Origin of the sequence: Nostoc sp., assembly GCF_036917815.1 — a bacterium.
GTDB lineage: Bacteria > Cyanobacteriota > Cyanobacteriia > Cyanobacteriales > Nostocaceae > Nostoc.
In genome coordinates this window covers 1-22,683 of the sequence record NZ_JBALEK010000069.1, presented here as the reverse complement: position 1 = coordinate 22,683, position 22,683 = coordinate 1, and the positions used below count along the sequence as shown (strand labels likewise).

26 protein-coding genes are annotated in these 22,683 nt (G+C 42.8%); 14 read left to right on the top strand and 12 right to left on the bottom strand.

All coding sequences use genetic code 11. The annotated features are described in order from the left end of the window. Positions 1 to 94 precede the first annotated feature (94 nt). Positions 95 to 748 carry a response regulator gene (locus V7K97_RS22185; protein ID WP_334803148.1) on the bottom strand — a complete coding sequence of 218 codons (654 nt, stop codon included), beginning with the start codon at positions 746 to 748 and terminating at the stop codon, positions 95 to 97. Between the two features lie 474 nt (positions 749 to 1,222). Between V7K97_RS22185 and lipA the strand changes: the two genes are divergently transcribed. Together lipA and V7K97_RS22175 are read left to right on the top strand one after the other, a co-directional pair. Further along, the gene (gene lipA, locus V7K97_RS22180) at positions 1,223 to 2,143 is read left to right on the top strand and encodes a lipoyl synthase (RefSeq protein ID WP_334803172.1); all 921 of its coding nucleotides are present in this window, start codon (positions 1,223 to 1,225) and stop codon (positions 2,141 to 2,143) included. A gap of 149 nt (positions 2,144 to 2,292) precedes the next feature. After that, entirely contained in the window at positions 2,293 to 2,430 is a 138-nt protein-coding gene (locus V7K97_RS22175) for a photosystem I protein PsaX (protein ID WP_334803147.1), read from the top strand. Positions 2,431 to 2,452: 22 nt separating this feature from the next. Here V7K97_RS22175 and V7K97_RS22170 read toward each other — a convergent pair whose 3' ends face one another. Next, the gene (locus V7K97_RS22170; RefSeq protein WP_334803146.1) at positions 2,453 to 3,319 is read right to left on the bottom strand and encodes a branched-chain amino acid ABC transporter permease; all 867 of its coding nucleotides are present in this window, start codon (positions 3,317 to 3,319) and stop codon (positions 2,453 to 2,455) included. A gap of 204 nt (positions 3,320 to 3,523) precedes the next feature. Here V7K97_RS22170 and hrmK point away from each other — a divergent pair, with 204 nt between their 5' ends. From hrmK to larE, 3 genes are all read left to right on the top strand, one after another. Then, positions 3,524 to 5,347 carry a hybrid histidine kinase/response regulator HrmK gene (gene hrmK, locus V7K97_RS22165; protein ID WP_334803145.1) on the top strand — a complete coding sequence of 608 codons (1,824 nt, stop codon included), beginning with the start codon at positions 3,524 to 3,526 and terminating at the stop codon, positions 5,345 to 5,347. Between the two features lie 156 nt (positions 5,348 to 5,503). After that, on the top strand, positions 5,504 to 5,932 hold the full coding sequence (locus V7K97_RS22160; RefSeq protein ID WP_334803144.1) for a hypothetical protein: 429 nt from the start codon (positions 5,504 to 5,506) through the stop codon (positions 5,930 to 5,932). A 221-nt stretch (positions 5,933 to 6,153) separates the two neighbouring features. Next, complete coding sequence (gene larE, locus V7K97_RS22155; protein ID WP_334803143.1) at positions 6,154 to 6,981, top strand: ATP-dependent sacrificial sulfur transferase LarE; 828 nt, start codon at positions 6,154 to 6,156, stop codon at positions 6,979 to 6,981. A gap of 29 nt (positions 6,982 to 7,010) precedes the next feature. Here the strand turns inward: larE and V7K97_RS22150 are convergent, their stop codons facing one another. The 3 genes from V7K97_RS22150 to V7K97_RS22140 form a co-directional block, all read right to left on the bottom strand. Then, positions 7,011 to 8,066: an SGNH/GDSL hydrolase family protein gene (locus V7K97_RS22150; RefSeq protein ID WP_334803142.1), complete on the bottom strand. Its 1,056-nt coding sequence runs from the start codon at positions 8,064 to 8,066 to the stop codon at positions 7,011 to 7,013. A gap of 980 nt (positions 8,067 to 9,046) precedes the next feature. Next, positions 9,047 to 9,550, bottom strand: coding sequence for a hypothetical protein (locus tag V7K97_RS22145; RefSeq protein WP_334803141.1), 504 nt, complete (start codon positions 9,548 to 9,550; stop codon positions 9,047 to 9,049). Between the two features lie 236 nt (positions 9,551 to 9,786). Then, the gene (locus tag V7K97_RS22140) at positions 9,787 to 10,092 is read right to left on the bottom strand and encodes an RNA recognition motif domain-containing protein (protein ID WP_334803140.1); all 306 of its coding nucleotides are present in this window, start codon (positions 10,090 to 10,092) and stop codon (positions 9,787 to 9,789) included. Between the two features lie 316 nt (positions 10,093 to 10,408). Between V7K97_RS22140 and ilvA the strand changes: the two genes are divergently transcribed. Continuing rightward, positions 10,409 to 11,920, top strand: coding sequence for a threonine ammonia-lyase, biosynthetic (gene ilvA / locus V7K97_RS22135; protein ID WP_334803171.1), 1,512 nt, complete (start codon positions 10,409 to 10,411; stop codon positions 11,918 to 11,920). A 235-nt stretch (positions 11,921 to 12,155) separates the two neighbouring features. Here the strand turns inward: ilvA and V7K97_RS22130 are convergent, their stop codons facing one another. Together V7K97_RS22130 and V7K97_RS22125 are read right to left on the bottom strand one after the other, a co-directional pair. Continuing rightward, entirely contained in the window at positions 12,156 to 13,187 is a 1,032-nt protein-coding gene (locus tag V7K97_RS22130; protein WP_334803139.1) for a hypothetical protein, read from the bottom strand. A 10-nt stretch (positions 13,188 to 13,197) separates the two neighbouring features. Then, positions 13,198 to 13,443: a hypothetical protein gene (locus V7K97_RS22125; protein WP_334803138.1), complete on the bottom strand. Its 246-nt coding sequence runs from the start codon at positions 13,441 to 13,443 to the stop codon at positions 13,198 to 13,200. Between the two features lie 353 nt (positions 13,444 to 13,796). On the opposite strand from V7K97_RS22125, the gene V7K97_RS22120 reads away from it, so the two are divergent. Then, positions 13,797 to 14,015: a hypothetical protein gene (locus tag V7K97_RS22120; protein WP_334803137.1), complete on the top strand. Its 219-nt coding sequence runs from the start codon at positions 13,797 to 13,799 to the stop codon at positions 14,013 to 14,015. Here V7K97_RS22120 and V7K97_RS22115 read toward each other — a convergent pair. Further along, entirely contained in the window at positions 14,006 to 15,529 is a 1,524-nt protein-coding gene (locus V7K97_RS22115; RefSeq protein WP_334803136.1) for an energy transducer TonB, read from the bottom strand. The genes V7K97_RS22120 and V7K97_RS22115 overlap by 10 nt on opposite strands. Before the next feature lie 348 nt (positions 15,530 to 15,877). Here V7K97_RS22115 and V7K97_RS22110 point away from each other — a divergent pair, with 348 nt between their 5' ends. After that, positions 15,878 to 16,546, top strand: coding sequence for a MotA/TolQ/ExbB proton channel family protein (locus V7K97_RS22110; RefSeq protein WP_334803135.1), 669 nt, complete (start codon positions 15,878 to 15,880; stop codon positions 16,544 to 16,546). Beyond that, entirely contained in the window at positions 16,533 to 16,937 is a 405-nt protein-coding gene (locus V7K97_RS22105; protein WP_334803134.1) for an ExbD/TolR family protein, read from the top strand. Before V7K97_RS22110 ends, V7K97_RS22105 begins: the two co-directional genes overlap by 14 nt. 61 nt (positions 16,938 to 16,998) lie before the next feature. Here V7K97_RS22105 and V7K97_RS22100 read toward each other — a convergent pair whose 3' ends face one another. Then, complete coding sequence (locus tag V7K97_RS22100; RefSeq protein ID WP_334803133.1) at positions 16,999 to 17,754, bottom strand: thioesterase II family protein; 756 nt, start codon at positions 17,752 to 17,754, stop codon at positions 16,999 to 17,001. A gap of 301 nt (positions 17,755 to 18,055) precedes the next feature. Here V7K97_RS22100 and V7K97_RS22095 point away from each other — a divergent pair, with 301 nt between their 5' ends. From V7K97_RS22095 to V7K97_RS22085, 3 genes are read left to right on the top strand one after another with little or no spacing between them, the layout of a single operon-like run. Then, positions 18,056 to 18,295, top strand: a complete 240-nt coding sequence (locus V7K97_RS22095) for a hypothetical protein (RefSeq protein ID WP_334803132.1) — start codon at positions 18,056 to 18,058, stop codon at positions 18,293 to 18,295. Between the two features lie 60 nt (positions 18,296 to 18,355). Beyond that, positions 18,356 to 18,910 carry a pyridoxamine 5'-phosphate oxidase family protein gene (locus V7K97_RS22090; protein ID WP_334803131.1) on the top strand — a complete coding sequence of 185 codons (555 nt, stop codon included), beginning with the start codon at positions 18,356 to 18,358 and terminating at the stop codon, positions 18,908 to 18,910. A 9-nt stretch (positions 18,911 to 18,919) separates the two neighbouring features. Then, complete coding sequence (locus V7K97_RS22085) at positions 18,920 to 19,189, top strand: hypothetical protein (protein ID WP_334803130.1); 270 nt, start codon at positions 18,920 to 18,922, stop codon at positions 19,187 to 19,189. Positions 19,190 to 19,199: 10 nt separating this feature from the next. Here the strand turns inward: V7K97_RS22085 and V7K97_RS22080 are convergent, their stop codons facing one another. Beyond that, positions 19,200 to 19,685: a molybdenum cofactor biosynthesis protein MoaE gene (locus V7K97_RS22080; protein WP_334803129.1), complete on the bottom strand. Its 486-nt coding sequence runs from the start codon at positions 19,683 to 19,685 to the stop codon at positions 19,200 to 19,202. A 260-nt stretch (positions 19,686 to 19,945) separates the two neighbouring features. Here V7K97_RS22080 and V7K97_RS22075 point away from each other — a divergent pair, with 260 nt between their 5' ends. After that, positions 19,946 to 20,317: a hypothetical protein gene (locus V7K97_RS22075; protein ID WP_334803128.1), complete on the top strand. Its 372-nt coding sequence runs from the start codon at positions 19,946 to 19,948 to the stop codon at positions 20,315 to 20,317. A 79-nt stretch (positions 20,318 to 20,396) separates the two neighbouring features. Here the strand turns inward: V7K97_RS22075 and V7K97_RS22070 are convergent, their stop codons facing one another. Together V7K97_RS22070 and V7K97_RS22065 are read right to left on the bottom strand one after the other, a co-directional pair. Beyond that, entirely contained in the window at positions 20,397 to 20,828 is a 432-nt protein-coding gene (locus tag V7K97_RS22070; protein ID WP_334803127.1) for a KTSC domain-containing protein, read from the bottom strand. Positions 20,829 to 21,134: 306 nt separating this feature from the next. Further along, entirely contained in the window at positions 21,135 to 21,605 is a 471-nt protein-coding gene (locus tag V7K97_RS22065; protein ID WP_334803126.1) for a GAF domain-containing protein, read from the bottom strand. A 185-nt stretch (positions 21,606 to 21,790) separates the two neighbouring features. On the opposite strand from V7K97_RS22065, the gene V7K97_RS22060 reads away from it, so the two are divergent. Further along, positions 21,791 to 22,333 (top strand): Uma2 family endonuclease, encoded by a 543-nt coding sequence (locus V7K97_RS22060; protein ID WP_334803125.1) that lies wholly within the window; start codon positions 21,791 to 21,793, stop codon positions 22,331 to 22,333. Positions 22,334 to 22,683 lie beyond the last annotated feature (350 nt).

Here is a 22,683-nt window from a genome sequence, read left to right as displayed (position 1 = left end):
TTTTTGAACTAACTATTTTTACCAGCTTTTAATCGGACACCCGCTATTAAAGACGGTGTATTTTTGGCTGCGATAATAATAACGAGCACAAATACTACTTGATTTTTTGTTTAATAAAAGTCACAACCTGAGTTAGTTGTTTCTTCAAACCATCAATTTCTGCTTGCATTTTGACAATTTTTTCATTCAACGCATTAATTTCTGCGTCGGAGACTCCTCCAGTAATAGGAGTGGCGTTGCTTGCCGCCGTAGGCATCGCACTATTTGCGACGCTAGGGGCTACTACCGTACCATTGGCGACACTAGAAGTTGTAACTGTGCTGTTTTTGACAGCAACCGGCGCTCCTACTGAAACTAGTTCTGGGCGTGGCTGTTTCGCCTTGGTCATAGCTAACTTAATTGCGTTAATTAGTTGCTTCTGATCAAAAGGCTTGCCCAAAAATTCAAAATATTCAAATGGTTCTGTGATTTTCTCTGTTACCTCTTCCTTGCGACCAGACATGATCACTAAAGGAATTTTCCTTAACTCTGGGTGGGCTTGAACTTGCTGAAAAACTTCCCAGCCACTCATCTTAGGCAACAGGAAATCCAGCATAATCAGGCTGAGTTTTTCCTGAAGGATGAAATTTAGTCCTTCCACACCGTCTTTTGCTTCCAGTACCTCAAAATTGCCCGGAGGCAACATTTCTCGTACTTTCACCCTGACAACTGTAGTGTCATCGATAACTAAAATTTTGTTGCTTGCCACGACTGTTTGCTCTAACAGAAACTTTAAGTGTAAATAGCGACTTTGCCGATTGTCCTTGAGAATCCTCCCACTATATACAAAATTTCTAGCAATTGGGGGATAGTATATTTCGGTATAAATGACATTGTTATAGGTGTTTTGTAAAACTTTTGCTAGCCCTCTTTTCAATTTGTCTCATGGTCAAAAGAAGCAGGGGAGCAGGGGGCAGGGAGCAAGGGGGAAAACTGAGACGGTCCGCCCCAGTAAGAGCGCCCTAGAAGGGCGTTGCTCTCAACCCATGTTTCGCTCCGCTCCACGGCTTCGGGACAGGGATTGCTCCCCCTGCTCACTGCTCCCTGCCCCTCCGCCTCTTCAGTGATATTTAACGCCGAGCGAAAGTCCCCACCCTCAATGTACTGATATGGTGGGTATGGACTGCGGTCAACGATGAATTGACAGACCACTACTCTATATCCGCATCTTGCTTGGATGTCTATGATTTCGTCACAACAAGCCGAATTAAAGTCTGAAATTACGGCAATGCCTAGCTGGTTACGTCGCCCGATTGGTAAAGCCAGTGAAATCTCTACCGTACAACGCATTATTAAGCAGCGGCAAATTCACACGATTTGCGAAGAAGGGCGCTGTCCCAACCGGGGAGAGTGCTACGCCCAAAAAACTGCAACTTTCTTACTAATGGGGCCTACCTGCACACGCTCTTGTGCTTTCTGTCAAGTAGATAAAGGTCATGCACCGATGCCTCTTGATTTAGAGGAACCTGAAAAGGTAGCCCAAGCAGTGCAGCTTTTGGGGTTGCGTTATGTGGTGCTGACTTCTGTAGCCCGTGATGACTTGCCCGATCAGGGTGCAGGGCATTTTGTGAAGACAATCGCGACTATCCGCCAGTTGAACCCAGAGACTCAAATTGAAGTGCTGACCCCAGATTTTTGGGGTGGTGCTGGTGTTGGGGAATCAGGTCAACGCCAACGGATAGCGATGATTGTGAAAGCCAAACCAGCTTGTTTCAATCACAATATTGAGACAGTGCAACGGTTAACTAGACCAGTGCGGCGGGGAGCCAAGTACGATCGCTCACTCTTGGTGCTAGCTATGGTCAAAGAAATCGATCCGACAATTCCCACCAAATCAGGTTTGATGCTGGGACACGGAGAAACACTGGATGAAGTTGTTGAAGCAATGGCTGATTTAAGGGCTGTGGGGTGCGATCGCTTAACTATCGGGCAGTATATGCGACCATCTTTAGAACATTTGCCAGTCCAAAAATATTGGACTCCAGAGGAATTCGATCAACTCGGCAGATTAGCATGGGAAATGGGATTCAATCATGTTCGTTCTGGGCCTCTGGTTCGCAGTTCCTATCATGCTGGTGAGGAGGGAGTGGGAAGTGGGGAGTAGGGAGTAGGGAGTAGGAAAAGAAAAAATAACCAATCCCCAATCCCCAATCCCCAATCCCCAAGTTTACACAAATATTCTTAAAGAATTTGGGTATTTGGTACGCCAGTTTGGTATTTCTTAAAAAGTTCTGACATTAGGAGAATCGGATTATGACTGCTAAAACGAAGATTTCCGCCGTTGCCGATAGTGGAGCTAAACCTCCCTACGCCTATCGCACAGGCTGGGCACTGTTCTTGTTAGCTATCAACTTGCTGGTAGCAGCCTACTATTTCCACATTATTGAATAATTAAGAAGTGGAGTGGTGCTGCTCAAATCGTTCCTTTGAATAAACCTTTGGGACGAATGAGCAGCACCAAAATCATGATCAACAGTGCTACACCTTGTTTGTACTGTGAACCCAGCCAAGGAGTGCTGACTTCCTGGACGATGCCAATAATCAAAGCTCCTGCGATCGCACCGTAAGGGTTGCCAATGCCACCAAGAATTACTGAGGCGAATAAAGGTAAAATTAAAAACCATCCCATATTCGGGCGCACGGCTGTAATTAACCCATACATACTGCCGCCCAAGGACGTAAGAGTACCAGCAATTAGCCAAGTCCAGAAAATTACTCGGTCTACATTGATACCTGAAACCCTGGCTAAGTCTAGATCGTCGGCAACTGCTCTCATCGCCTTACCAATTTTGGTATTTTGCAGCAGATAATGCAGCCCCAAAATTGCTAGCACCGCCAACCCCAATACCAATAATTGATTTTGCGGCACCTTTAAACCAAAAATATCTAAAGCCGGGGTAACAGGTAAATTATAATTTTGGTTTTTGCCACCCCAGATAAAAATAATCCCATTGCGAATAAATAAGGCAAGTCCGATGGAAATAATAATCAGCGTCGTGGAAGTAGCACGGATAGAGCGCATCCTTGACCACAGGAGCTTTTCCGATAACAGCATTGCTGCTACTGTTCCCACCGCCGCCACGATCATCGACAGCCAAATATTGACTCCAAGAGTGTTTATCAGCCAGGTGAGATAGGCTCCTAAAGTGAGAAAATCACCATGAGCAAAGTTAGATAGCCGTAAAATTCCAGATGTAAGAGTGAGTCCGACTGCGGCTAGAGCAATAATGCTCCCCACCGCAATGCCATTGACGATTAGTTGGGCAAATTGTGTATCCATAAGTCTGAAGTCACTTTTAAAAATTTGAGGTTAGTGGTTTATACAATAATTTTTTTGACTAGCTGCTAAATTCGACATCATAAGTTATGGTTTATAACAACATAAGTTATGGTTTATAAATAAAAAAGAATTGTCCGCTAATATACATAAAATCCTCTTGGGATTTTTATGCGAAGCTAAACTTGTTCACGGGTCTAGTTGACCATGCAGCAGTACTCAAGCTTACCAGACCAGAACTCACAGATAGATGCAACGCCAAAACTTTTGACAACAATTCAGCAACTTCGCGCCCAACTGTGGCTGGAGAGCAGCTTGAACCAGTTGCAAAGTCACCTTAATGATTACCTGCTTTCTGCTTGTAACACTGTTCCACAGACAGAAACCGCACAAGCGGAAATTTTCCAAACTGTAGTTAACGAAATCAATCGTGCTTTGAACAGCAGTAATCTGGCGCTTACAGATTGCGCCGTCGGCATTGCTCTGTTTCAACCACAAGAAACTGTTGCCAGAGTTTGCTATGTTTCTCGTTCTCCATCCCCAAATTCACAACCTTTATTTCTAGAAGTGCTGACAGCAGAAAAAAAGCTGCTGTTGAGATTGCAAGAGGTTATAGAACTCGAAGATTTGCAACAGCTTGAGAATCAACAACCACCGAGCGCTTGGCCTTTGGCTGATGATTCTGGCAGCGTCATGGGCTGGCTAATTATCGCCGCAGTGCCCCTAATCTCTGATCGTGATTCTCTTAGAGAATCACAAGTTAAACTCAGATCACAATTGATGGCAAGGTCTGCAAACTACTGTACAACAGCTTTGCTACAACTTAGACAGATTTTATCTTGGCAACAACGGTATCAACAGTTAAGTAACTCCAATCAAGAATTGGAGCGTACCAATCAACTGAAAAATCAGTTTTTGGCAAACACCAGCCACGAAATTCGCACACCGCTTAGTTCCATTATTGGGTTTACCCACTTGCTTTTAGTCCCAGGATTTGAAGCAACTAGAGAACGCCAGCAAGAAGAGTATTTAAATATTATTCAGTCTAGCGGCAAGCACTTGCTAGCTCTGATTAATGATATTTTGGATCTCTCTAAAATTGAAGCAAATCAGATGGAAGTGCAGTGTGAATCAGTAGATGTACCACTGCTGTGTAACAATGTTTTGGCACTGGTGAAAGAGAAAGCCGCTAATAAGGGTTTGAAACTGTGTCTAGAACTTGAACCCAATGTTACAACCCTAGTAGCCGATCCCTTACGACTCAAGCAAATGCTGTTGAATTTACTTTTCAACGCCCTAAAGTTTACAAGTATCGGAAGTGTTGGCTTACAGGTTGCTCCCAAAGGTGCATTTATGCATTTTACAGTTTGGGATACTGGCTCTGGCATTTCCCAAGAAGATCTAGCTCAACTGTTTCAACCCTATTTCCAAGTTGCCAAGGCTGTAGCTGATGGCGTTGAAGGTACTGGTTTGGGTTTAGTAGTGACTCGAAAACTCGCCCAAATTCACGGTGGTTCTGTGAAAGTGGAATCGGAAGTAAATCATGGCTCCCGTTTTACCCTTGTACTTCCCTTTAAGCAAGACGAGGGAGCAGGGAGAGATGAGGGAGCAGGGGAAGGAAAATTTTCTTCATTTCCTCTAACTTTGACACCTAGTTATTCTGTAGATATTTTGCTGGTAGAAAATGATTTACCCAATGGTGATTTGATGCAAATTTATCTACGGAAATTGGGATATAAGGTGACTTGGGTTAAGAATGCTACTGAGATGTGGGAAACTCTCAGAGAGTTAGACCCAGTAGTAATTCTAATGGATGTTTGTCTGGCAGATGGAAATGGTCTTAACTTGGTGCGACAACTGCGAGAACATCGGCAATATAAGACGATTCCAGTAATTGTTCAAACAGCAATGGCGATGAAAGGCGATCGCGAAACCTGTTTAGCAGCTGGAGGAAATGACTATATTTCTAAACCGATTGATTTACCACTTTTAGCCAGTCTGGTGGCTAAATACAGCAAACCACCAATTTAAAGCAAAATTTGTTCAGTCGGGGGAGTGTCAAGCAGTATGTATAATATCGTTAATTTTAAAGAACAACATAGGCAGACTATATTATCATTTCAATCACGCAGCAGGAATACATTTAACAATCTGCTATGAACTACTTTTTTTAATAAGGTGCTGTTCATGCTGTTACGTAAATTATTTGCCGTTACCACAATGACTCTGTTAGCTTCCAGCATCATCTATGCTAAGGATGCATCTGAGTCAATTGCTACTGCTCCTTTACCTGCCAATTTGGATGGGACATGGGACTATACAAATAGCTTTCCAGGAAGTCCTTGCTATGTACTAGGTGGTTGTACAATCCAGATTACAGGCAATGCAGGTAAATATATTTTACCCGGTGGCAATACTTCCCTATTTCTGATTGATGTTTATTCAACCCCTAATCGCGGCAAGCCAGTCATCACTATTGTTCAGACTGCACAGCCAGGAACGCCAATTACTTATAATGCCGCTCTTGTCGGTAGACTAAATGACCCTCAAACGATTACTGGGTTTTTTATAGATGTTGATAATGACCGAGGTACATTTACATTGAAAAAGCAATAAATCTTTGGTGACTGGTGTTGTTACCCAAATGAGTAGAAATGGTAAATCTCTGTCAGAAATTTTTGGTTGAAAAGCCGAGGTTTATTTTCTAGAAGACGGTGTTGCTTGATTTTGCGGCTGTTGATTGACTTTCTGCTGAGTTATTTCTCTTCTCACTGCTGCTGTTTTTACTAGAATGGAATTTGCAGGGTGCTATAGGGCTTTAATAGGATTTGCCAATTATGCTGACAGAAAAATTTGAGCAATTAAGAGCTTTGTTTACAGAAATGGAGCAGGCGTTGATTGCCTACTCTGGGGGCGTTGATAGTACTTTGGTTGCCAAAATTGCTTTTGATGTGTTGGGCGATCGCGCTTTGGCTGTCACTGCTGTTTCTCCTTCGCTATTACCAGAAGAGTTGGAAGACGCGAAAATTCAAGCTGCAACCATTGGGATTCCTCATCAAATCGTCCAGACACACGAGATGGAAAATCCTAATTACACCTCTAACCCTGTCAATCGCTGTTATTTTTGCAAAAGTGAGTTGCACGACACTCTCAAACCTTTAGCTTTAGAGTTGGGTTATCCCTACGTAGTGGATGGGGTGAATGCCGATGATTTGCATGATTATCGCCCAGGAATTCAGGCGGCTAAAGAAAGAGGGGCGCGATCGCCTTTAGCAGAAATTGGTGTCACCAAAGTTGAAGTTCGCCAACTTTCGCAACAACTCAATTTACCGTGGTGGGATAAACCTGCTCAACCTTGCCTCAGTTCCCGGTTTCCTTACGGTGAAGAGATTACTGTCGCTAAGTTACAACGAGTCGGTAGAGGAGAAATTTTCTTAAGAAAGCTAGGTTGGCAGAATTTGCGCGTGCGATCGGAAGGGGATACAGCACGCATTGAATTACCACCAGAACAAATCAAAGAGTTTGTCTTGACTAACGATTTACAAAAATTAGTTTCGGCATTTCAAGATTTCGGATTTATCTACGTCACCTTAGATTTAGAAGGTTATCGTAGCGGTAAGTTGAATCAGGTTTTGAATCGGGAAGCCTTGGGCGTTAAAGTATAGGATTTTTCTTGTCTGGAGATATTGATCGCTCAATTCTCACGCTGAGTGACCTTGTATTCTATCTGCTGTAGTGCCGTTCGCCACACGTCATATCCCTCTTGAGACAAGTGCAACCCATCTGTGGTTAACTCTGGGCGCAAATTGCCTTCCATATCGGTAAACCAGCTATAAATATTTAGATAATTAGCACCTTCTTGTTTGGCAATCAGGGTTAGTTGGATGTTGATGTGACGAATGCGGCTATTAGAAAGTTTTGCTCGGCGAGTCGGCAAAATTGATTGGACAATGATTTCAGTATGTGGGTGTTCCTGCCGTAATCGGTGGAGAATCCGGCGATAATTACGCAAAATAGCTTCATCACTAGTGCCTTTTAGTAAGTCGTTAATTCCAGTCATGATGTAAATCACATCTGGTCGGGTTGCCGAAAATGCCCCCAATCTTTTTAAAACACCACTGGAAGTATCCCCAGATATGCCTTGATTCAGCCACAATGTACCAGAGGGTAGTTTTTGTTTAGGAAACCACATAGTCAAAGAATCACCAACTAAGATACTTAGATGATTTGGGCCTTGACCTTGAGCGATCGCTCTCGCTTCTAAAGCTAGTAAACTTTTCCAGTCATCATAAGTTAGTTGACGTTTCTTGATCGACTCCCACAAGGATTGTAAATTATCACTATCTAAGCGTGTATAAATCTGACCTGTTTTCAGAGCCGCCAATCTTTGGTAGTAAAGTTGATTGCCAGATGTCAGTGATATACCAGTTGCTTGGGTACTGACGTTGAGTGATGACTCTGTTGGCGCTGGTAATCCCTGACTGCTGAATTCTGGTACGCTAGAGACGTTTTTATCACCTACTGTTGGCTGCGAACTTTTTAGGGGTTGGAACCCTTGTCCGCTGAGTTGTGGTAAGGAGATATCAACGCTGTTGATAATTTTTGTACTGACTATTGCCTGCGAACCCTGTTTTAAATCCCACAGGAATCTAGAATTTTCTGGCAGGACAATCGACAGATGTGGAAGAGCCGATGCTGGTATTGCTAATCCTGTTAACAAGCCTGCTGCCAACAGATAAGGGTCCCTCATCGCTTTCTCTCTCCTCTACTCACTGCTTTTCCATATCACAGCATTACTTGCCTGTATTCAGGAAAATTTTACTTCGGTTAATCTACTATTCTTATTTACACTGCATAATTCTGTAAAGCGTGTTCACAAGATTATATTTGACAATTTACGATCTCTTTAAACTAGGGTTTTCTCGGTGGTATATAAGTCTTAATTTGTGAGAGAGCATCCCAGGACATTTCCTAGAGCCAGAGGCGATGTCTGACAACAAGCCTTTTCACGTCTACGCTTTTTAATTTCTCTAAAATTGAGCGGTGCAAATGCGTCAGTTATCAAATATGGGATTAGTCAGATTAAATACTTAGTAAAAATTCTGGAGGAATAGGCAAAACTTTAGCTGGTGAGAACATTGATATCATACGATGGTGTGTCCTCAATGAGCAAGTATAAGGTTTGCCATACTGAGAATTCGAGAACTTACTTAAAAAAGTTAGACTCTCAAAGCGGTTTATGATAACTCTAGAGTCATCTAAACAGCTGTCAGACATTCTATACTGGAATGACAAAAGTTAAATTTATTTTTATCCAAAAGTATCCGAAATTAGGCTCTCTTTGGTTATACAGCACTTTGCAAGTAAATGAAGTACACATCTTAATCTGATAAATCTTGTGGGGTGGGCATCCGGCCCTTGTGTACCTCATTCAGATCAAATGTGCTGTAAGGCTTTAAAACTTTTCTGTTGTCTGCTTTAGGATTCGGTGTTTTAGACAACTACCAAACTTCAATGAATTTAATGAGTTTAAGGCTATAACCTAAATATGCTTCTCCGTTCTGTTGAGTATAAGATGTTAAAAATTATTTTTTTAGTGGCGTTATTGGTTACTTTTGCAAGAGTGAGAAGATGATCTCATTTTTTATATTGATAATTTGTTTTGGTATTGTGCAAATGGGGAGAGTGTTTTTTGAGCGTGGCGAGAAACTTAAACTTGACAAACTACTATTAGGATATTGTCGAATTTGCAAGGAGCCAAGCGTTCTGAGTCCATGCATTATTAAAGAACTCTACCTCTGGCACTTTTAATTCAAATGAATGGGGTGGTGATTGTAGCAACAGGGGCGAACCTTTATCATGGGCTTCAACTAAGTTAACTATCCAGGGAAGAAAGTCTAAGATTTCTTTTGGTAATACAGTTAACTCAAAATCCCACACCAAATTTTGACCTCGGCATATTTGTCCTTTTCTTAACACAGTCACTCTACCAGCACTCTTGTTAATAGCCAGTCGAAGAATAAATGGGCGGAATGGGACAAATTCATCAGGTGCTGTATAAGCATATACATTTATATAATTTAGTCTGTGCCTTTGATCCATCCAAGATGCGATGGGTGAATTACTACTATAAGATGTACCAGTTATGATTACCGGCATATTCATAGCAGCAGCAAAGTTAGAGTAAAACTTATGCCTTAGTTCGCTAACAATATGTTTAGCTTCTTGGTTCATGGTTGCTACACCTGTTACAAAAACAATACTTGCGGTAAGCTACGTTAACGCATGGCTTCATAAAAGACGGTTTTGAAACTCCCAGACTTGATATAAGCCGAGTTGCTGGGCACTGGCTCAAGGCTCCGCTTACCGCTAACAGCACTATTTCGTTCAGCACTCCAAACCGAAGCAAAAAAAAGGCAGACGCCTTATCTGCCCTCAAGACCTTAGAGTTAAATCCTTGGTTTTAGAGCTTAATAGCGTCGAGAGTATCCTCCTCCATCACCACCTCGTCTACCACCAGAGCCGCCTCCGTCGGTCTTAGGCTTGGCTTTATTAACTTTTAAGCTCCGACCCATCCACTCAGCATTATCAAGGGCTGCAATTGCCGCTTCTTCTTCTGCGTCTGATGCCATTTCTACAAAACCAAAACCTCTAACCCGACCTGTTTCGCGGTCGATAGGCAATTGAACATTTTTTACAGTTCCGTATTCTGCAAAGACTTGCCGGAGGTCATCTTCTTTAACCTCGTAAGCTAGATTACCGACATAAATTGACATATTAATGTCTCCAGAATCAGGGGGTGTAGAGATTTAGATCCGGAGAGGTCTGTAATACAAGTATATATAAGAACAAACTATACAGCCGAATGTAATCTTCCATGCATACTTTAACATAAATTTAAAAGTTATGTTCATAACCCACACTATACTTATCTATTAATCTAAATACTCAGACAGTTGGCAAAACTAGTTTAAAATCAACCTACGAGCGATCGCCTTAAAGTAATTTGTAATTCTGTTTTGATAAAACCAGTGCGATCGCTTGGAATGTAAAATTATTTTTCATCCAGCATTTGCTAACACTTTGACACCCATGTTTTGCGACTACCTAATCCAAATCCTGACTGCCCGTGTATACGATGTTGCTCAGGAAACACCACTGGAGTATGCCCCAAATTTGTCTGCGCGGCTGAATAATCAACTCCTGCTAAAACGTGAGGATATGCAGTCAGTATTTTCCTTTAAGCTGCGGGGTGCTTATAACAAAATGGTGCAACTGCCACCAGATATATTGGCACTGGGTGTAATCGCCGCATCTGCGGGAAACCATGCTCAGGGAGTCGCCCTTGCAGCCCAACGCTTGGGAACCAAAGCAATTATTGTCATGCCAATAACCACACCTCAAGTCAAGGTGGATGCGGTGAGAATGAGGGGCGGAGCAGTGGTGTTGCATGGAAATACCTATGATGATGCTTATAGCTATGCCCGTGAATTAGAAGTAGAAAAAGGATTGACCTTTATTCATCCCTTTGACGATCCTCATGTCATTGCTGGACAAGGAACAATCGGGATGGAAATTTTACGGCAATATCAGCAACCCATTCATGCGATTTTTGTCGCCATTGGCGGGGGCGGATTAATTTCTGGCATTGGGGCTTATGTGAAACGGTTGCGTCCCGAAATCAAGATTATTGGTGTTGAACCAGTAGATGCTGATGCGATGTCTCAATCGCTCAAAGCTGGACATCGGGTGCGTTTGTCCCAAGTGGGGTTATTTGCTGATGGCGTGGCGGTGCGAGAAGTAGGTGAAGAAACCTTCCGTTTATGTCAGCAGTATGTAGACGAAATCATTTTGGTGGATACAGATGATACTTGTGCTGCGATTAAAGACGTGTTTGAGGATACGCGATCAATTTTAGAACCAGCCGGTGCATTAGCGATCGCAGCGGCCAAAGCCTACGCAGAACGAGAACAAATCGAGGGACAAACCTTAATTGCTGTCGCCTGCGGTGCAAACATGAATTTTGATCGCCTCCGCTTTGTGGCAGAACGGGCACAGTTAGGCGAACGCCGCGAAGCGATCTTTGCAGTCACAATTCCAGAGGAACGGGGAAGTATTCGCCAGTTTTGTGAATGTATTGGCAACCGTAATCTTACCGAGTTTAATTATCGCATTGCCGATGAAAAAACAGCCCATATTTTTGTCGGTCTGCAAATTCAAAATCGAGCCGATGCTGCAAAGATAGTAGAAACCTTTGAAGCTCAAGGATTTGAAACTCTTGATTTAACAGACGACGAACTAACTAAATTACATCTGCGGCACATGGTGGGTGGGCACTCTCCCCTGGCTCACAATGAATTGCTCTACCGTTTTGAGTTTCCCGAACGTCCCGGCGCATTGATGAAGTTTGTTACTTCCATGAGTCCCGACTGGAATATTAGTCTTTTTCACTACCGTAACAACGGCGCAGACTACGGGCGAATCGTTGTCGGTATCCAGGTTCCCCCTCACGAGATGGAAGAGTGGCAAGCTTTTCTCGATCACCTGGGCTATCGCTATTGGGATGAGAATAAGAATCCGGCATACAAGCTGTTTTTGGGATAGGGGAATTGGGGACTGGGGACTGGGGAGACGGGGGAGATGAGGGAGATGAGGGAGATTGGGGAGATTGGGGAGATGAGGGAGATGAGGGAGCATACAATAGATGGGCAGAGGGAGAAAGAGACAGGAAAAGAATAACAGTCCCCAATGCCCCATGCCCCATACTTCTCTTCTTAGGCTGCGCCAACGACTGCGCTCAGTACAAGTGCCCAATGCCCAATGCCCAATTTAACGAGAACTACCCTCTAATACTCAGATTGGAGTCCAAAGTATAGAAGCCAATTTGGTTAGGAACCCTAGAGAATCTGCCTGTGCGATAGCCTCTAGATAATTCATTCAGCACCTTATTTTTGATCTCTCTAAGTTGTTGAGAATCTATTTCTCCATAAATTCCGGCAATGACTTCAGCGACGCTGAAAACTTTACCTGGATTTTGTTCAAAGAGAGAGGTAAGGGCATCAATTAAGAATTGACCCTCAAAGACTTTGAGCATTGGTACTGTTTTTGTCGGGGGTACAAAAGGTTTCTTCTTTTTGCTTTTGATGCTTTTAGAAGCACTATTACCATTATTTGGGGCTACCAAACTTAAATCCAGAGTATAACAACCTGGCTCATCGGGAATAGTTACCCAGTAATTCCTTTCTCTACCTTGGGTGAGGGAAGATTGAACTCTACCTTTAACTACTCTGAATAGATTGGAATCTAACTCTCCATAAAGCGATCGCACGATAAAATCAATATGACAAACAGTACCTATTTGCTCTTGCAATAGCTGTTTTATGGCTTCCGTTCGCGAGAGAGCGTGCTGATACTGCGGTAGCATGGGGATTTCCGCTACCTTTGTTGAATTATCGTTGTTCTCTATGGGTATCTTTCTATCTGGCGATGTAGTTAGAGTTTGACTCTCTTTTGTATCAACAGCAGCAGAAAAAGAATTATTTATCTCAACCTGATCTGAGTCTTTTTGTACTGACTTTACAGACTCCACCAAATTGATTTCGTCAATGTCATCAAGGGGTGATAAAAACAGCAGAGAGCCTTCTGAGGAAAGATTTGAGGTTTCATCAGCCGCCGTTAGCCTTGATATCTGCTTGTTAGCATCAGAAAAAGACCAGTCAGACAACAACGCTTCTACATGATCGAGCTGCGATCGCGCCTGCACAAAGAGGCGTTCATACTCTTCTGTGAGGCGAGCATAATAGTCTCGTAATTCCAACAGTGGTGATAGAAAAGTGCCCGGAGGTGGTTCTAATTGTCCGTTTTGAGTCATAAGGCTTTAATCAATTTAAATCGATGTCACTTTTATAAGACATTGCTCTGGGTTTTGCTCTATGAGAGGTTGGCTGGGATTTCTTAGGCGGTTGGGGAGGCCGACATCTCTCACAATATAAGGGTCGAGGACCGAAAGTCTCGCGCTTTGTCAGATCGTTACACTCTTTACAGACAAACTGGAAAACACGAGTATGAATCTGTCTTTTGTGTGCCCTAACAGTATATTCCCTAACATCAATGAATTTACTTGCCATAATCAGGATTGTGAATTGCCGTCCGATCAATGTCCTATCAATATAGCTATTCAAGCAAATCAAACTGCATCAGTGTGTGTTTATGTAGAAGTTTTATTCAAATCAGTGAATTTTCCGCCTAGCATAAAGTGCAGATGAGCAACTTGAGAGTTAGCTATTGACTATCCTCTCACCATATAATTGGTGATGAGCAAACACTGTTAGCATTCTTTGGGCACAGACGATTTTCATTGCACTCATCAAAAAAACCGCCTCCTGTTTTCAGGAGGCGGCGCGCGATCGCTAATCAAACTATGATTGCAATAAGTTTTGTCCAGTATGCTAGATAAATAAGTTTGTAGTAAGGACTTTAGGTGATTTCCGAGAAAGAAAATACCTGTGCTGGCGAGTTTCGACACTTCGACTACGCTCAGTGCATCGCTTCGCTCAACTCTCGATCTCTCAGTTGGTTGAGCGAAGTCGAAACCAACGGCGGCGGTATATTTATTCCTGTAAATCGCCTTAGTCCTTGTCTTAAGCACTTCAGGGCTGACTACGAACCCATCAATTTCAACTTGACAGACTACTGCTGACTGGGAGCAGCAGGTGGTGTAGCAGGTGGCGATTGAGGTTGTTGACGTAAACGGCGCAAAGACTCCCGCAACTTGTTCTGGCTAGTGTTATCTTTTCGCCGCCGTCGATTTGTGGTTGCTTCTGACTGTTGTGATGAATCAGTAGTCGCTCGTTCAGGCTGGGTGCGGGGTAAGGACTCTCTTGCACTTCCTGGAGTCCTAGTTGTCCTAGCTCCAGATGATGAGCTTGTAGCACTACTTTTCCCTTCTTGAGGTTGCAGCCGCCGACTCAATCCAGATATTGCTGGTTTTGTGGCTGTAGCTTCATTAGATGAGGGTGTTAACTCTCTGCGCCTGCGTCTGGGAGCTTCCTCTGTGGAGTTAGCAGCCGTTATCTGCTGGGTTCTCTCTTCTGCTTGTCTTTGTGCTTGCCGTTGTTCAACTTCGCGCGATCGCCGTGAACCTTTTATCGCAAATTCAGTGGCGATCGATACCCCTTGTCTACCGCCATCTGCGGGTTTTAATTTCCACTCACGCGCTTGTCTGGCGGTTTCTTCATCTAATTCGCGGTTTCCACTAGAGCGAGCAATCCGCACATTGGTAACATTACCTTGTGCATCAGTATCGACAGCTACTTCTACTCTGCCTTCAACTCCTCGCCGTCTTGCTGCCTCTGGATACTTGGCATTACAGTCGCGGCAAGCTGCACGGCCATTACCATCACCTGAGCTATTAATTTTTGGAGGTGTTGGCGCTATTGGCGCTGTTGCTACTGTCGGACGGTTTCCTACTCCATTGCCGATACCACTGCCAGAGCCAGAACCAATTCCTGAACCTGTACCACTACCTGTACCACTGCCAATTCCTGAACCTGTACCACTACCGGAGCCAGAGCCTGTACCACTACCGGAGCCAGAGCCTGTACCACTACCGGAGCCAGAGCCGGTGCCACTGCCAGAGCCAATTCCTGTACCTGTACTTAAAGCAACGCCAGAGCCAGAGCTACCAAAGTTACCTGTTAGGACTGGATTACCGCCGCCACCACCGCCACCACCACCACCACCACCATGAGGAGCAACAGTTGTCACAGGGACTTCTGGTTTGGGAGCAATTTCCCTATTTGTTGGTTGTGGGTTTTGAGTAGTTTGTTTTGGTTGTTGAACTGGCTGAATTTGAGTAGTTTGTTTTGGTTGTTCTTCAACTGGCTGAATTTTTGGTCTTTCAACCAATTCTTGTACTGATTTTTGTACTGGTGAAGTTTCTATAGACTGTTTTTGAACAATTTCTGGTTCTTTTTTGGGAGATTCTAGAATTTTTTCAAGTGGTTTTTCTGGTTCCGCAGTTGAAGAATCAACGATCGCCACCTCTATTGGTTCTTCTTCTCCCGTGGGTACTCTCGTCAAATAATTACCTATGCCTGAGGACAGTACGCCGATATGCAGCGCCAGTGAACCTATCAGACTGTAAGTCAGAAAAGACTTGAGAGCCTCAACTTCTTTGGAACGTTGCTCGACAGTAGTGCCGGAAAAGCTCATAGCTATTGCTACCTATTCTCACTAATTTAGTCATATTAGAATGCATAGTTGCAAATATCAAGTAAAAAATTAAAATTATTTCGGGCAGTGTCAAGAACAGCATACTTAATAATCAAAATATCTTTGAAAATTAGTGTTTATTATGACGATTTCTAGATAAAATTAATTTTCATGTGATGCAAGGATTATTTTTTTTTATGTAAAATAAAAAAAGGTTTAATAAAACTAATGATAATTTCATTTGAAAAAATCATTATTATATCTTAAACTTTATTGAGAAAAAGTTTCATTTTTAGCTTGGTTCTAGTAGTCTGATTTTGTATTGTTGATGATGTTTAGAGGCACTACATGGGAATTCAGAGTTTGTTTGAAGCAGGCGGTGTGGTCATGTTACCCCTGCTGGCGTTTTCGGTTTTGGCAGGCGCACTAATGATTGAGCGGGCGAAGTTTTGGATACAGATTGGTAAGCGTCAAAACCGGGTGGTGCGAGAGGTTTTAAATCTTTATCGACTTGATAATGTTGTTAGTGCTGTAGATAAGCTGCAAAAAAATGTAGATTTACCTATAGCACGCATTTTTCTGGCTGGACTACAGCTAGAAAGACCGACTCCAGAAAAATTTCGTTTGGCTTTGAAAAGCGAAGCGCAAGCAGAAATACCTATGCTCAAGCGGTTTCAAGCTGTATTTGATACCATTATCGGTTTAGCGCCTCTGTTGGGACTTCTCGGCACAATTTTAGGATTAATTCGCTCATTTGCCGGACTGGATATTGGTGATGTCGGAGGTACTAAAACTGGTGTAGTCACTGCTGGTATTAGTGAAGCTTTAGTTGCTACCGCCTCAGGATTGATTGTGGCTATCTTTGTGCTTTTAGGAGCCAGCATCTTCCGGGGACTATACCAGAGGCAGATAGCAATGATTCAAGAGTACGGCGGACAGCTAGAAATACTGTTCCTCGATCGCTATGACCAAATTAATCATCACGAACAACAGGAGAAGTCTTATGGATCTCGATGATCATGAACCAGATTTACCACCATTTATAAATGTAGTACCTCTGATTGATGTAATGTTTGCCCTTTTGACATTTTTTATTATGTCAACGCTCTTTTTAACCCGATCAGAAGGGTTGCCAGTAAATCTACCGAAGGCAGCCACGGCGAAGGAACAGCAAATTCCCACTAAAATTACCATCACGGTAGATGAAAAAGGTCAGGTAAGCCTAAATCGCGATCGAATAGCAGTTAAGGATTTAGCACCGCGAGTGCGGACTTTAGTTGGTTCTAATGCAGATGCATTGGTGATTATTAATGCCGATCAAAAAGTCTTACACGGTGAGATAGTGAGCATAATGGATCAAGTACGTCAGGTAAAGGGAGCAAGGTTAGCGATCGCTACCCAAAGATAATAGACATCGGCGAAAATGAATGTAGAGACGTTATCTGTAATGTCTCTACAAGGGTTTATCATTACGGGCTACCATCACGCATCTGTAATTCTTGAGATATCAGTTTAAATAATAATTGTTGGTGTGAATGGATAAAAAAGTGGTCACCGTTGAACTCATGTAATGAGAAAGCAGCGATTGTCTGCTCTCGCCATCCTTGCAGAGCCTCATGACTAACTTCTTGGTCTTGCAAACCACCAAAAACAGTAATAGGACACTCTAATGGCTGTTTTTGAGTGTAAATATAAGTTTCCACAACGGCAAAATCCGCCCGCAAAATAGGAAGGAACATCTGCATTAGTTCCGGGGTTTCTAATACTGCTTTGGGTGTACCGTTAAGAGTGCGTAGCTCGCCCTGCAAATCTGGGTCTGATAAGATATGGAGAGGTGATTTGGTGAACGGGATTTGTGGGGCGCGACGGGCAGAGATGAAGAGGTGAAAGGGAACAAGACTATACTGAGAGCGGAGTAGACGGGTCAACTCGAAGCTAACTAATCCGCCCATACTGTGCCCGAAGAAAGCGAATGGTTTATCTAAATATGGTATGAGAACTGGAGCGATTGCTTGAACAAGAAGTTCTAATCGCGTGAAGGGTGCTGATTTAATCTGTCTTCCCCGTCCCGGATATTCCACAGCACAGACTTCAACGTTACTAGGTAGATTATTAGGCCATGTGCGAAAAATTGCCGCGCTACCACCAGCGTAGGGGAAGCAGAATAAACGCAAGTTGGCTTGAGGATTTGGTTGAGGACAGATAACCCAGGAATTGAAGGTCATTTTTTTTACTAGGAATTTATTGTTTCTCTACAAGGTTCTGGATAACATCTATTTAAATTCGGTCGATGTCTATTAATTTAGACCATATATTTGAAAGTCTCTAATAAAACTGAGTGGGTATTGAGTAGACAGATACTTCTAATCTTCATATTTTCAGTATTTTTCGCTAGGGTAGAAAAAAGCAACTTTTGATAGACTAAGAACGCATTTCGGATCAAACGTGTTCTTACTGACTTGCGGCTGGATTTCTTGTTTTTGATGAAAAAACACCTAATAGAAAAATTCCACAGCGAGTTGTATCATGACTGCGACACCTGAATTAAGATATTTTAACTGGGTTAAACAAGGATTCTACCAGCTTAGTATTCGGCAAAAAATTTTTTGTGGGTACGGACTGGCTTTAGGAATTGCAGTTTTGGGAACAACGGCGGGGTTGGTAATAGGCGATGGCTATTACCAACAAGCTAGACAACAGATGAATCGCGTCTCTACTCCCCACTCCCTTCCTCTAAACCAGACATCGATAATTAGCACTTGCTAGATTCTTAGCTAAGACATAGGCTGAGAACATGGGAAATTTGTAAAATAAATCAGACAGTCTATGTCTAAATTGTTTGAGTGTATCACTAAGGAACAGCAAGACTTTATTTCTGCCCAACACATTTTCTTTGTTGGCTCTGCACCTTTGAGTCCTACGGGTCATGTTAACCTGTCTCCTAAAGGTCTGGGATGCTTTCGCATTCTCTCTCCCAATCGAGTCGGTTACGTAGACCTCACAGGCAGTGGTAACGAAACATCAGCCCATTTGCAAGAAAATGGGCGGATAACCTTCATGTTTTGTGCCTTTGAAGAACCCGCGTGTATCCTGCGTCTTTACGGTCAAGGAACCACGATTTTACCAAGTTCTCCAGACTGGGACTGCATGTATTCTCTGTTTTTGCCAATACCTGGAACTCGTCAAATTATCGTCGCTGACATTGAAAAAATCCAGACTTCCTGTGGTTTTGGCGTACCACTCTATGAATATCAAGGTCAGCGCCAGACTTTAGTAAACTGGGCTAGTAAAAAAGGCGAAGAGGGAGTTCGAGAATATCAACAGAAGAAAAATCTCGTCAGCATTGATGGTTTAGCGACACCACTGAGTAAATTACCCTAACTTCACCTGATGGATTATTCTATTCGTCCACTTGCACAAGAAGACGAGCCTTTTCTCTGGCAAATGCTTTATGAAGCAGCCCATCTGGTAGAAAAAGGTGATTTTACAGTGCAAGATGCGAAGAATAATCCTGATTTGGCAAAATATGTGAAAAATTGGCGATGTCAGGATGATAGTGGCTTCGTCGCTATTTTGGAAAGTAGTAATCAGCCAGTAGGAGCTGCATGGCTGCGTTTATTGACAGGTGAAAATAACAGTTGTGGGCAGGAATGTTGGTAAATTGGAAATCTTAACAATTTTCTCCTGATGCTTCACAAGCACCAATACTCACCCAGGAACTAGAACCATCTCGCCAATGTTCTTTCTTCCATATAGGAGCATTGTGTTTTAGCGTATCAATAGCATATTGGCAAGCTTCAAACGCCTCACTCCGATGCGGACAACCCACAGCTACTAAAACGCTGATTTCCCCAACTCGCAAACGTCCAATGCGATGATAAATAGCAATTCGATTTACATCAGACATAGATAAGCGAATATCAGCAGCAATTTGATAAAATATTCGCAATGCCATCGGTTCGTAAGCTTGATACTCTAGAGCAATCACAGGTTTACCATCGGTTTGATTGCGAACCATGCCACTCATCACAACCACAGCACCATTGGCTGGATCGTCAGACTTGGTATAGATTTCTTCAAGAGACAATGGTGCAAAGGTAATGGCAAAACTATCTTCGGCTCTTGGTTTAATAGCAGAGGCAAATGTAGTAGTCATAACTGTCTTGATATTATATAGGCTTTTTATATTGTCTCTGAACAAAGTTTTGCTGGTCTATGTTTAGCGTACCTTTGCGATCACCGGGAGGAAAGGCGATCAGTACTCTGTGTATACTTTCGTGTACCATACCAAATCATAACATGGTGGTTTGATCGCCGGATCAAGTTATTTATGTAGGTGAGGGTACAAAATTTAAGGTGTTGTAAATATTTATTGATTTTATACCCATATATACCCAATAGGGATAATATGGGTGGATGAAGTTATCTGATTATGCAAAGAAAGTTGGGGTAAGTTACAAAACTGCACATCGTTGGTGGAAGGCTGGGCAGTTAAACGGCTACCAAATTCCATCAACAGGGACAATCATTATTGAGTCTGATAACCCAATAGAACAGGAGCAAATCGCTCTAATCTATGCCAGAGTTTCATCAGCTTATCCATGCAGATATCAATGCCAGTCTAAATATTACAAGAAAGGTAATCCCTGCGACCTTTGGTTTCGGGATAGAGGATATTGCAGTTTATCCATTCCGGGTAACACCGGGAAAAGTTGCTTGAGGACATTTGCCCATAAAGTTACTAACTGTACTTGCCACCAATTAATCAAGTTCCAATCCAGTCGTTAGAAAATATAGAAATACCGACTGGATCTGAACCAGGACTTGCGCTACACAACGCAAGAATTATTGAAAACCCTATATGTAGCTATGAGTCATTAGTATAATCTGCATTATCTAGACGATCGCAGTCATATCTACCTTTAATCTCTTGATTAAAAAAGCTGCCAATTGAGTTGGAGGAATGCAAATCTTCCCAAGTATCCTCGTCTACGCCTAAGTATTGATAAACAGATCCACTTTGAAACTCAACTTGCAAAATCTGTTCGTTGCGATCGTAGCCTACAGCCATAGCCATTGATGAGATAACTGGTAGCATGGCAATTGGTTCTTCTTCAAAGGGTAATGCAGTTGTTTCAGCGATTACCTCATTCAGTTCTTGCAATCCTTCATAAGCTTGTATCGGTGCCGGAATTTCCAAAAACTCCAGTTCGTCGCCTCGATCGAGCAACAACTGTAAATATCCATCCGAGTGAGCGATCGCGACTAAACTGCTCAAGTCTACCTTAGATAGCTTCATTTATTTTCTGCTCTCCTGTTGGCGTAGTCGGGAGTGTTAAAGTTTTATGCAAAACTGAATCGATATATAGTACAAAAATACTATATAATCGATTCACCGTCAAGTTTTTTCACCAAGCGAGAATTTTAGGTGTACGGAGACGCGTTAGCAAGGTAGTACGAACAGTATCTGCGAATGTACTTATATAAGTTTTAGATATGCAAACTAGATGTGGTTTAGCTTAGAACGATCGCAGTGACTAATGAACTCTCGGAATCCGAACTCAAGAAGCTGCAAGATTTGGAAAACAAGTAATACTATTTAATTTTAACTGACGATTTTCCGGCTAATAGCCTCTCCAATCTCCATCAGTGTCTCTTCCTCTTCGGGAGTAAATTCGTAGTGAAACCGCTTGGCAATGCCCAAGGCACCATACAATCGGCCATTCAGCATAAGCGGCACCGCGATCGACCCTTCTACCTTCGTTTCTTTTGCCGAGGGTCTGGCCACCCCCGATTCGTCGGTTTGCAAGTTGCAAATCTGCACGGGTCGCTTGCGTTCGGCGGCTATACCGGCCATACCTTTGCCAATGGGAATTACCGTCATTTTAGGCAACAGAAATTCTGGAATTCCCTGGTAAGCCTTTAGGTGCAATAACTGGCTGTCCTGATCTAGGGTATGGATGGTACCTGTAGAGCAGTCGAAAGCGGACAGGATTTCGATTAGTAGTTGGTTCCAGTCGATTGCAGATCCTTCGACAGCCAGGGTATCAAAAATGGGTTTGGTATCTGAAGTCATAGTGGTAGGAATTGAAGTTTGATCATAAAGGCGGAAAGTAATTAGGAAAATTCACTTAGCAAAGCCAATCTCCCCTTTCCACATCCGGTGAAAAGTCAGAGGAATTCATGGGGCGATCGCTCCTGGAGAGGTCTGTTGTCTCCATAATTAATATACATACAAGGCGTTTGATAATTAGAGGTTTTATGTCGTTAACGCTTGAAGACTTGGAACAAATGCAGCAACAGCATCCCGACTTTCGGATGGAACTAGTCAAGGGTAATATTATTGTTATGAGTCCATCAGGATACGAATCAGATGAGGTCGCGGCTGAAATGGTAGCCCAGCTACGTAACTGGGTTAGACCGCGCAAACTTGGACGAACAGCAGCTTCTAGCGCCGGTTTCAGGTTGCCTAATTCAGATTTACGCGCACCAGACGCTTCATTTGTTTTAGCTGAACGCTTGCGTCGCAGTCCGAAGTCTTTTGCTCAATTGGCTCCCGATTTGACTGTAGAGGTGAAATCCCCTAGCGATAATTTAGACGATCTGAGAGCCAAAATTCAAGAATTTCTGAGTTTGGGAACTCAGGTAGGAATTTTACTCAATCCAGATGAGCGCATTGCTGAAGTTTACAACTTTGGACAAGAGGCAATAATACTTCGTGATGGCGATATTTTAACAGTTCCCGAACTGCTCCCAGGATGGGAAGTACCAATTGCAGATTTGTGGCCTCCAGAGTTTGATTAGGATAGTGATGAAAAAGAGGGGAAAGGGGAACCCCATCTTTGAAAGAAAATAGGGGTCTAAATCGCCGTTACAAAACTGAATTACAAATTACGAATTACTTTAACCTTCAGGAGTTTAAAAACTACCGAATAGGGACGTGTTTTGGAATTGAAGAGCTTCTGGTCGTTTTCTGCAAGATGATATCGATATAGCGATCGCTAATCCGAAAAAAAGGCTAAAACTATCAAGATTTGGCAACTGCCACTGTTATTTAGTCCGTTATGAAAAACTTATCTAAAGTTAGCTAAACCAAACTCTTGCGAGAAAAATTATAGACAGCTTTAGCGTTTACTTCCTGCTTCATTCTGGAG

Excerpts from the sequence above, each read along its gene's own strand:
- lipA (WP_334803172.1), top strand. The coding sequence starts at position 1,223 with ATGATTTCGTCACAACAAGCCGAATTAAAGTCTGAAATTACGGCAATG.
- V7K97_RS22110 (WP_334803135.1), top strand. The coding sequence starts at position 15,878 with ATGGGAATTCAGAGTTTGTTTGAAGCAGGCGGTGTGGTCATGTTACCC.
- V7K97_RS22100 (WP_334803133.1), bottom strand. The coding sequence starts at position 17,754 with ATGACCTTCAATTCCTGGGTTATCTGTCCTCAACCAAATCCTCAAGCC.
- V7K97_RS22085 (WP_334803130.1), top strand. The coding sequence starts at position 18,920 with ATGGATTATTCTATTCGTCCACTTGCACAAGAAGACGAGCCTTTTCTC.
- V7K97_RS22170 (WP_334803146.1), bottom strand. The coding sequence starts at position 3,319 with ATGGATACACAATTTGCCCAACTAATCGTCAATGGCATTGCGGTGGGG.
- V7K97_RS22090 (WP_334803131.1), top strand. The coding sequence starts at position 18,356 with ATGTCTAAATTGTTTGAGTGTATCACTAAGGAACAGCAAGACTTTATT.
- V7K97_RS22150 (WP_334803142.1), bottom strand. The coding sequence starts at position 8,066 with ATGAGGGACCCTTATCTGTTGGCAGCAGGCTTGTTAACAGGATTAGCA.
- V7K97_RS22160 (WP_334803144.1), top strand. The coding sequence starts at position 5,504 with ATGCTGTTACGTAAATTATTTGCCGTTACCACAATGACTCTGTTAGCT.
- V7K97_RS22095 (WP_334803132.1), top strand. The coding sequence starts at position 18,056 with ATGACTGCGACACCTGAATTAAGATATTTTAACTGGGTTAAACAAGGA.
- V7K97_RS22125 (WP_334803138.1), bottom strand. The coding sequence starts at position 13,443 with ATGGCAAGTAAATTCATTGATGTTAGGGAATATACTGTTAGGGCACAC.
- V7K97_RS22145 (WP_334803141.1), bottom strand. The coding sequence starts at position 9,550 with ATGAACCAAGAAGCTAAACATATTGTTAGCGAACTAAGGCATAAGTTT.
- larE (WP_334803143.1), top strand. The coding sequence starts at position 6,154 with ATGCTGACAGAAAAATTTGAGCAATTAAGAGCTTTGTTTACAGAAATG.
- V7K97_RS22060 (WP_334803125.1), top strand. The coding sequence starts at position 21,791 with ATGTCGTTAACGCTTGAAGACTTGGAACAAATGCAGCAACAGCATCCC.
- hrmK (WP_334803145.1), top strand. The coding sequence starts at position 3,524 with ATGCAGCAGTACTCAAGCTTACCAGACCAGAACTCACAGATAGATGCA.
- V7K97_RS22175 (WP_334803147.1), top strand. The coding sequence starts at position 2,293 with ATGACTGCTAAAACGAAGATTTCCGCCGTTGCCGATAGTGGAGCTAAA.
- V7K97_RS22075 (WP_334803128.1), top strand. The coding sequence starts at position 19,946 with ATGAAGTTATCTGATTATGCAAAGAAAGTTGGGGTAAGTTACAAAACT.
- ilvA (WP_334803171.1), top strand. The coding sequence starts at position 10,409 with ATGTTTTGCGACTACCTAATCCAAATCCTGACTGCCCGTGTATACGAT.
- V7K97_RS22115 (WP_334803136.1), bottom strand. The coding sequence starts at position 15,529 with ATGAGCTTTTCCGGCACTACTGTCGAGCAACGTTCCAAAGAAGTTGAG.
- V7K97_RS22105 (WP_334803134.1), top strand. The coding sequence starts at position 16,533 with ATGGATCTCGATGATCATGAACCAGATTTACCACCATTTATAAATGTA.
- V7K97_RS22065 (WP_334803126.1), bottom strand. The coding sequence starts at position 21,605 with ATGACTTCAGATACCAAACCCATTTTTGATACCCTGGCTGTCGAAGGA.
- V7K97_RS22080 (WP_334803129.1), bottom strand. The coding sequence starts at position 19,685 with ATGACTACTACATTTGCCTCTGCTATTAAACCAAGAGCCGAAGATAGT.
- V7K97_RS22130 (WP_334803139.1), bottom strand. The coding sequence starts at position 13,187 with ATGACTCAAAACGGACAATTAGAACCACCTCCGGGCACTTTTCTATCA.
- V7K97_RS22070 (WP_334803127.1), bottom strand. The coding sequence starts at position 20,828 with ATGAAGCTATCTAAGGTAGACTTGAGCAGTTTAGTCGCGATCGCTCAC.
- V7K97_RS22140 (WP_334803140.1), bottom strand. The coding sequence starts at position 10,092 with ATGTCAATTTATGTCGGTAATCTAGCTTACGAGGTTAAAGAAGATGAC.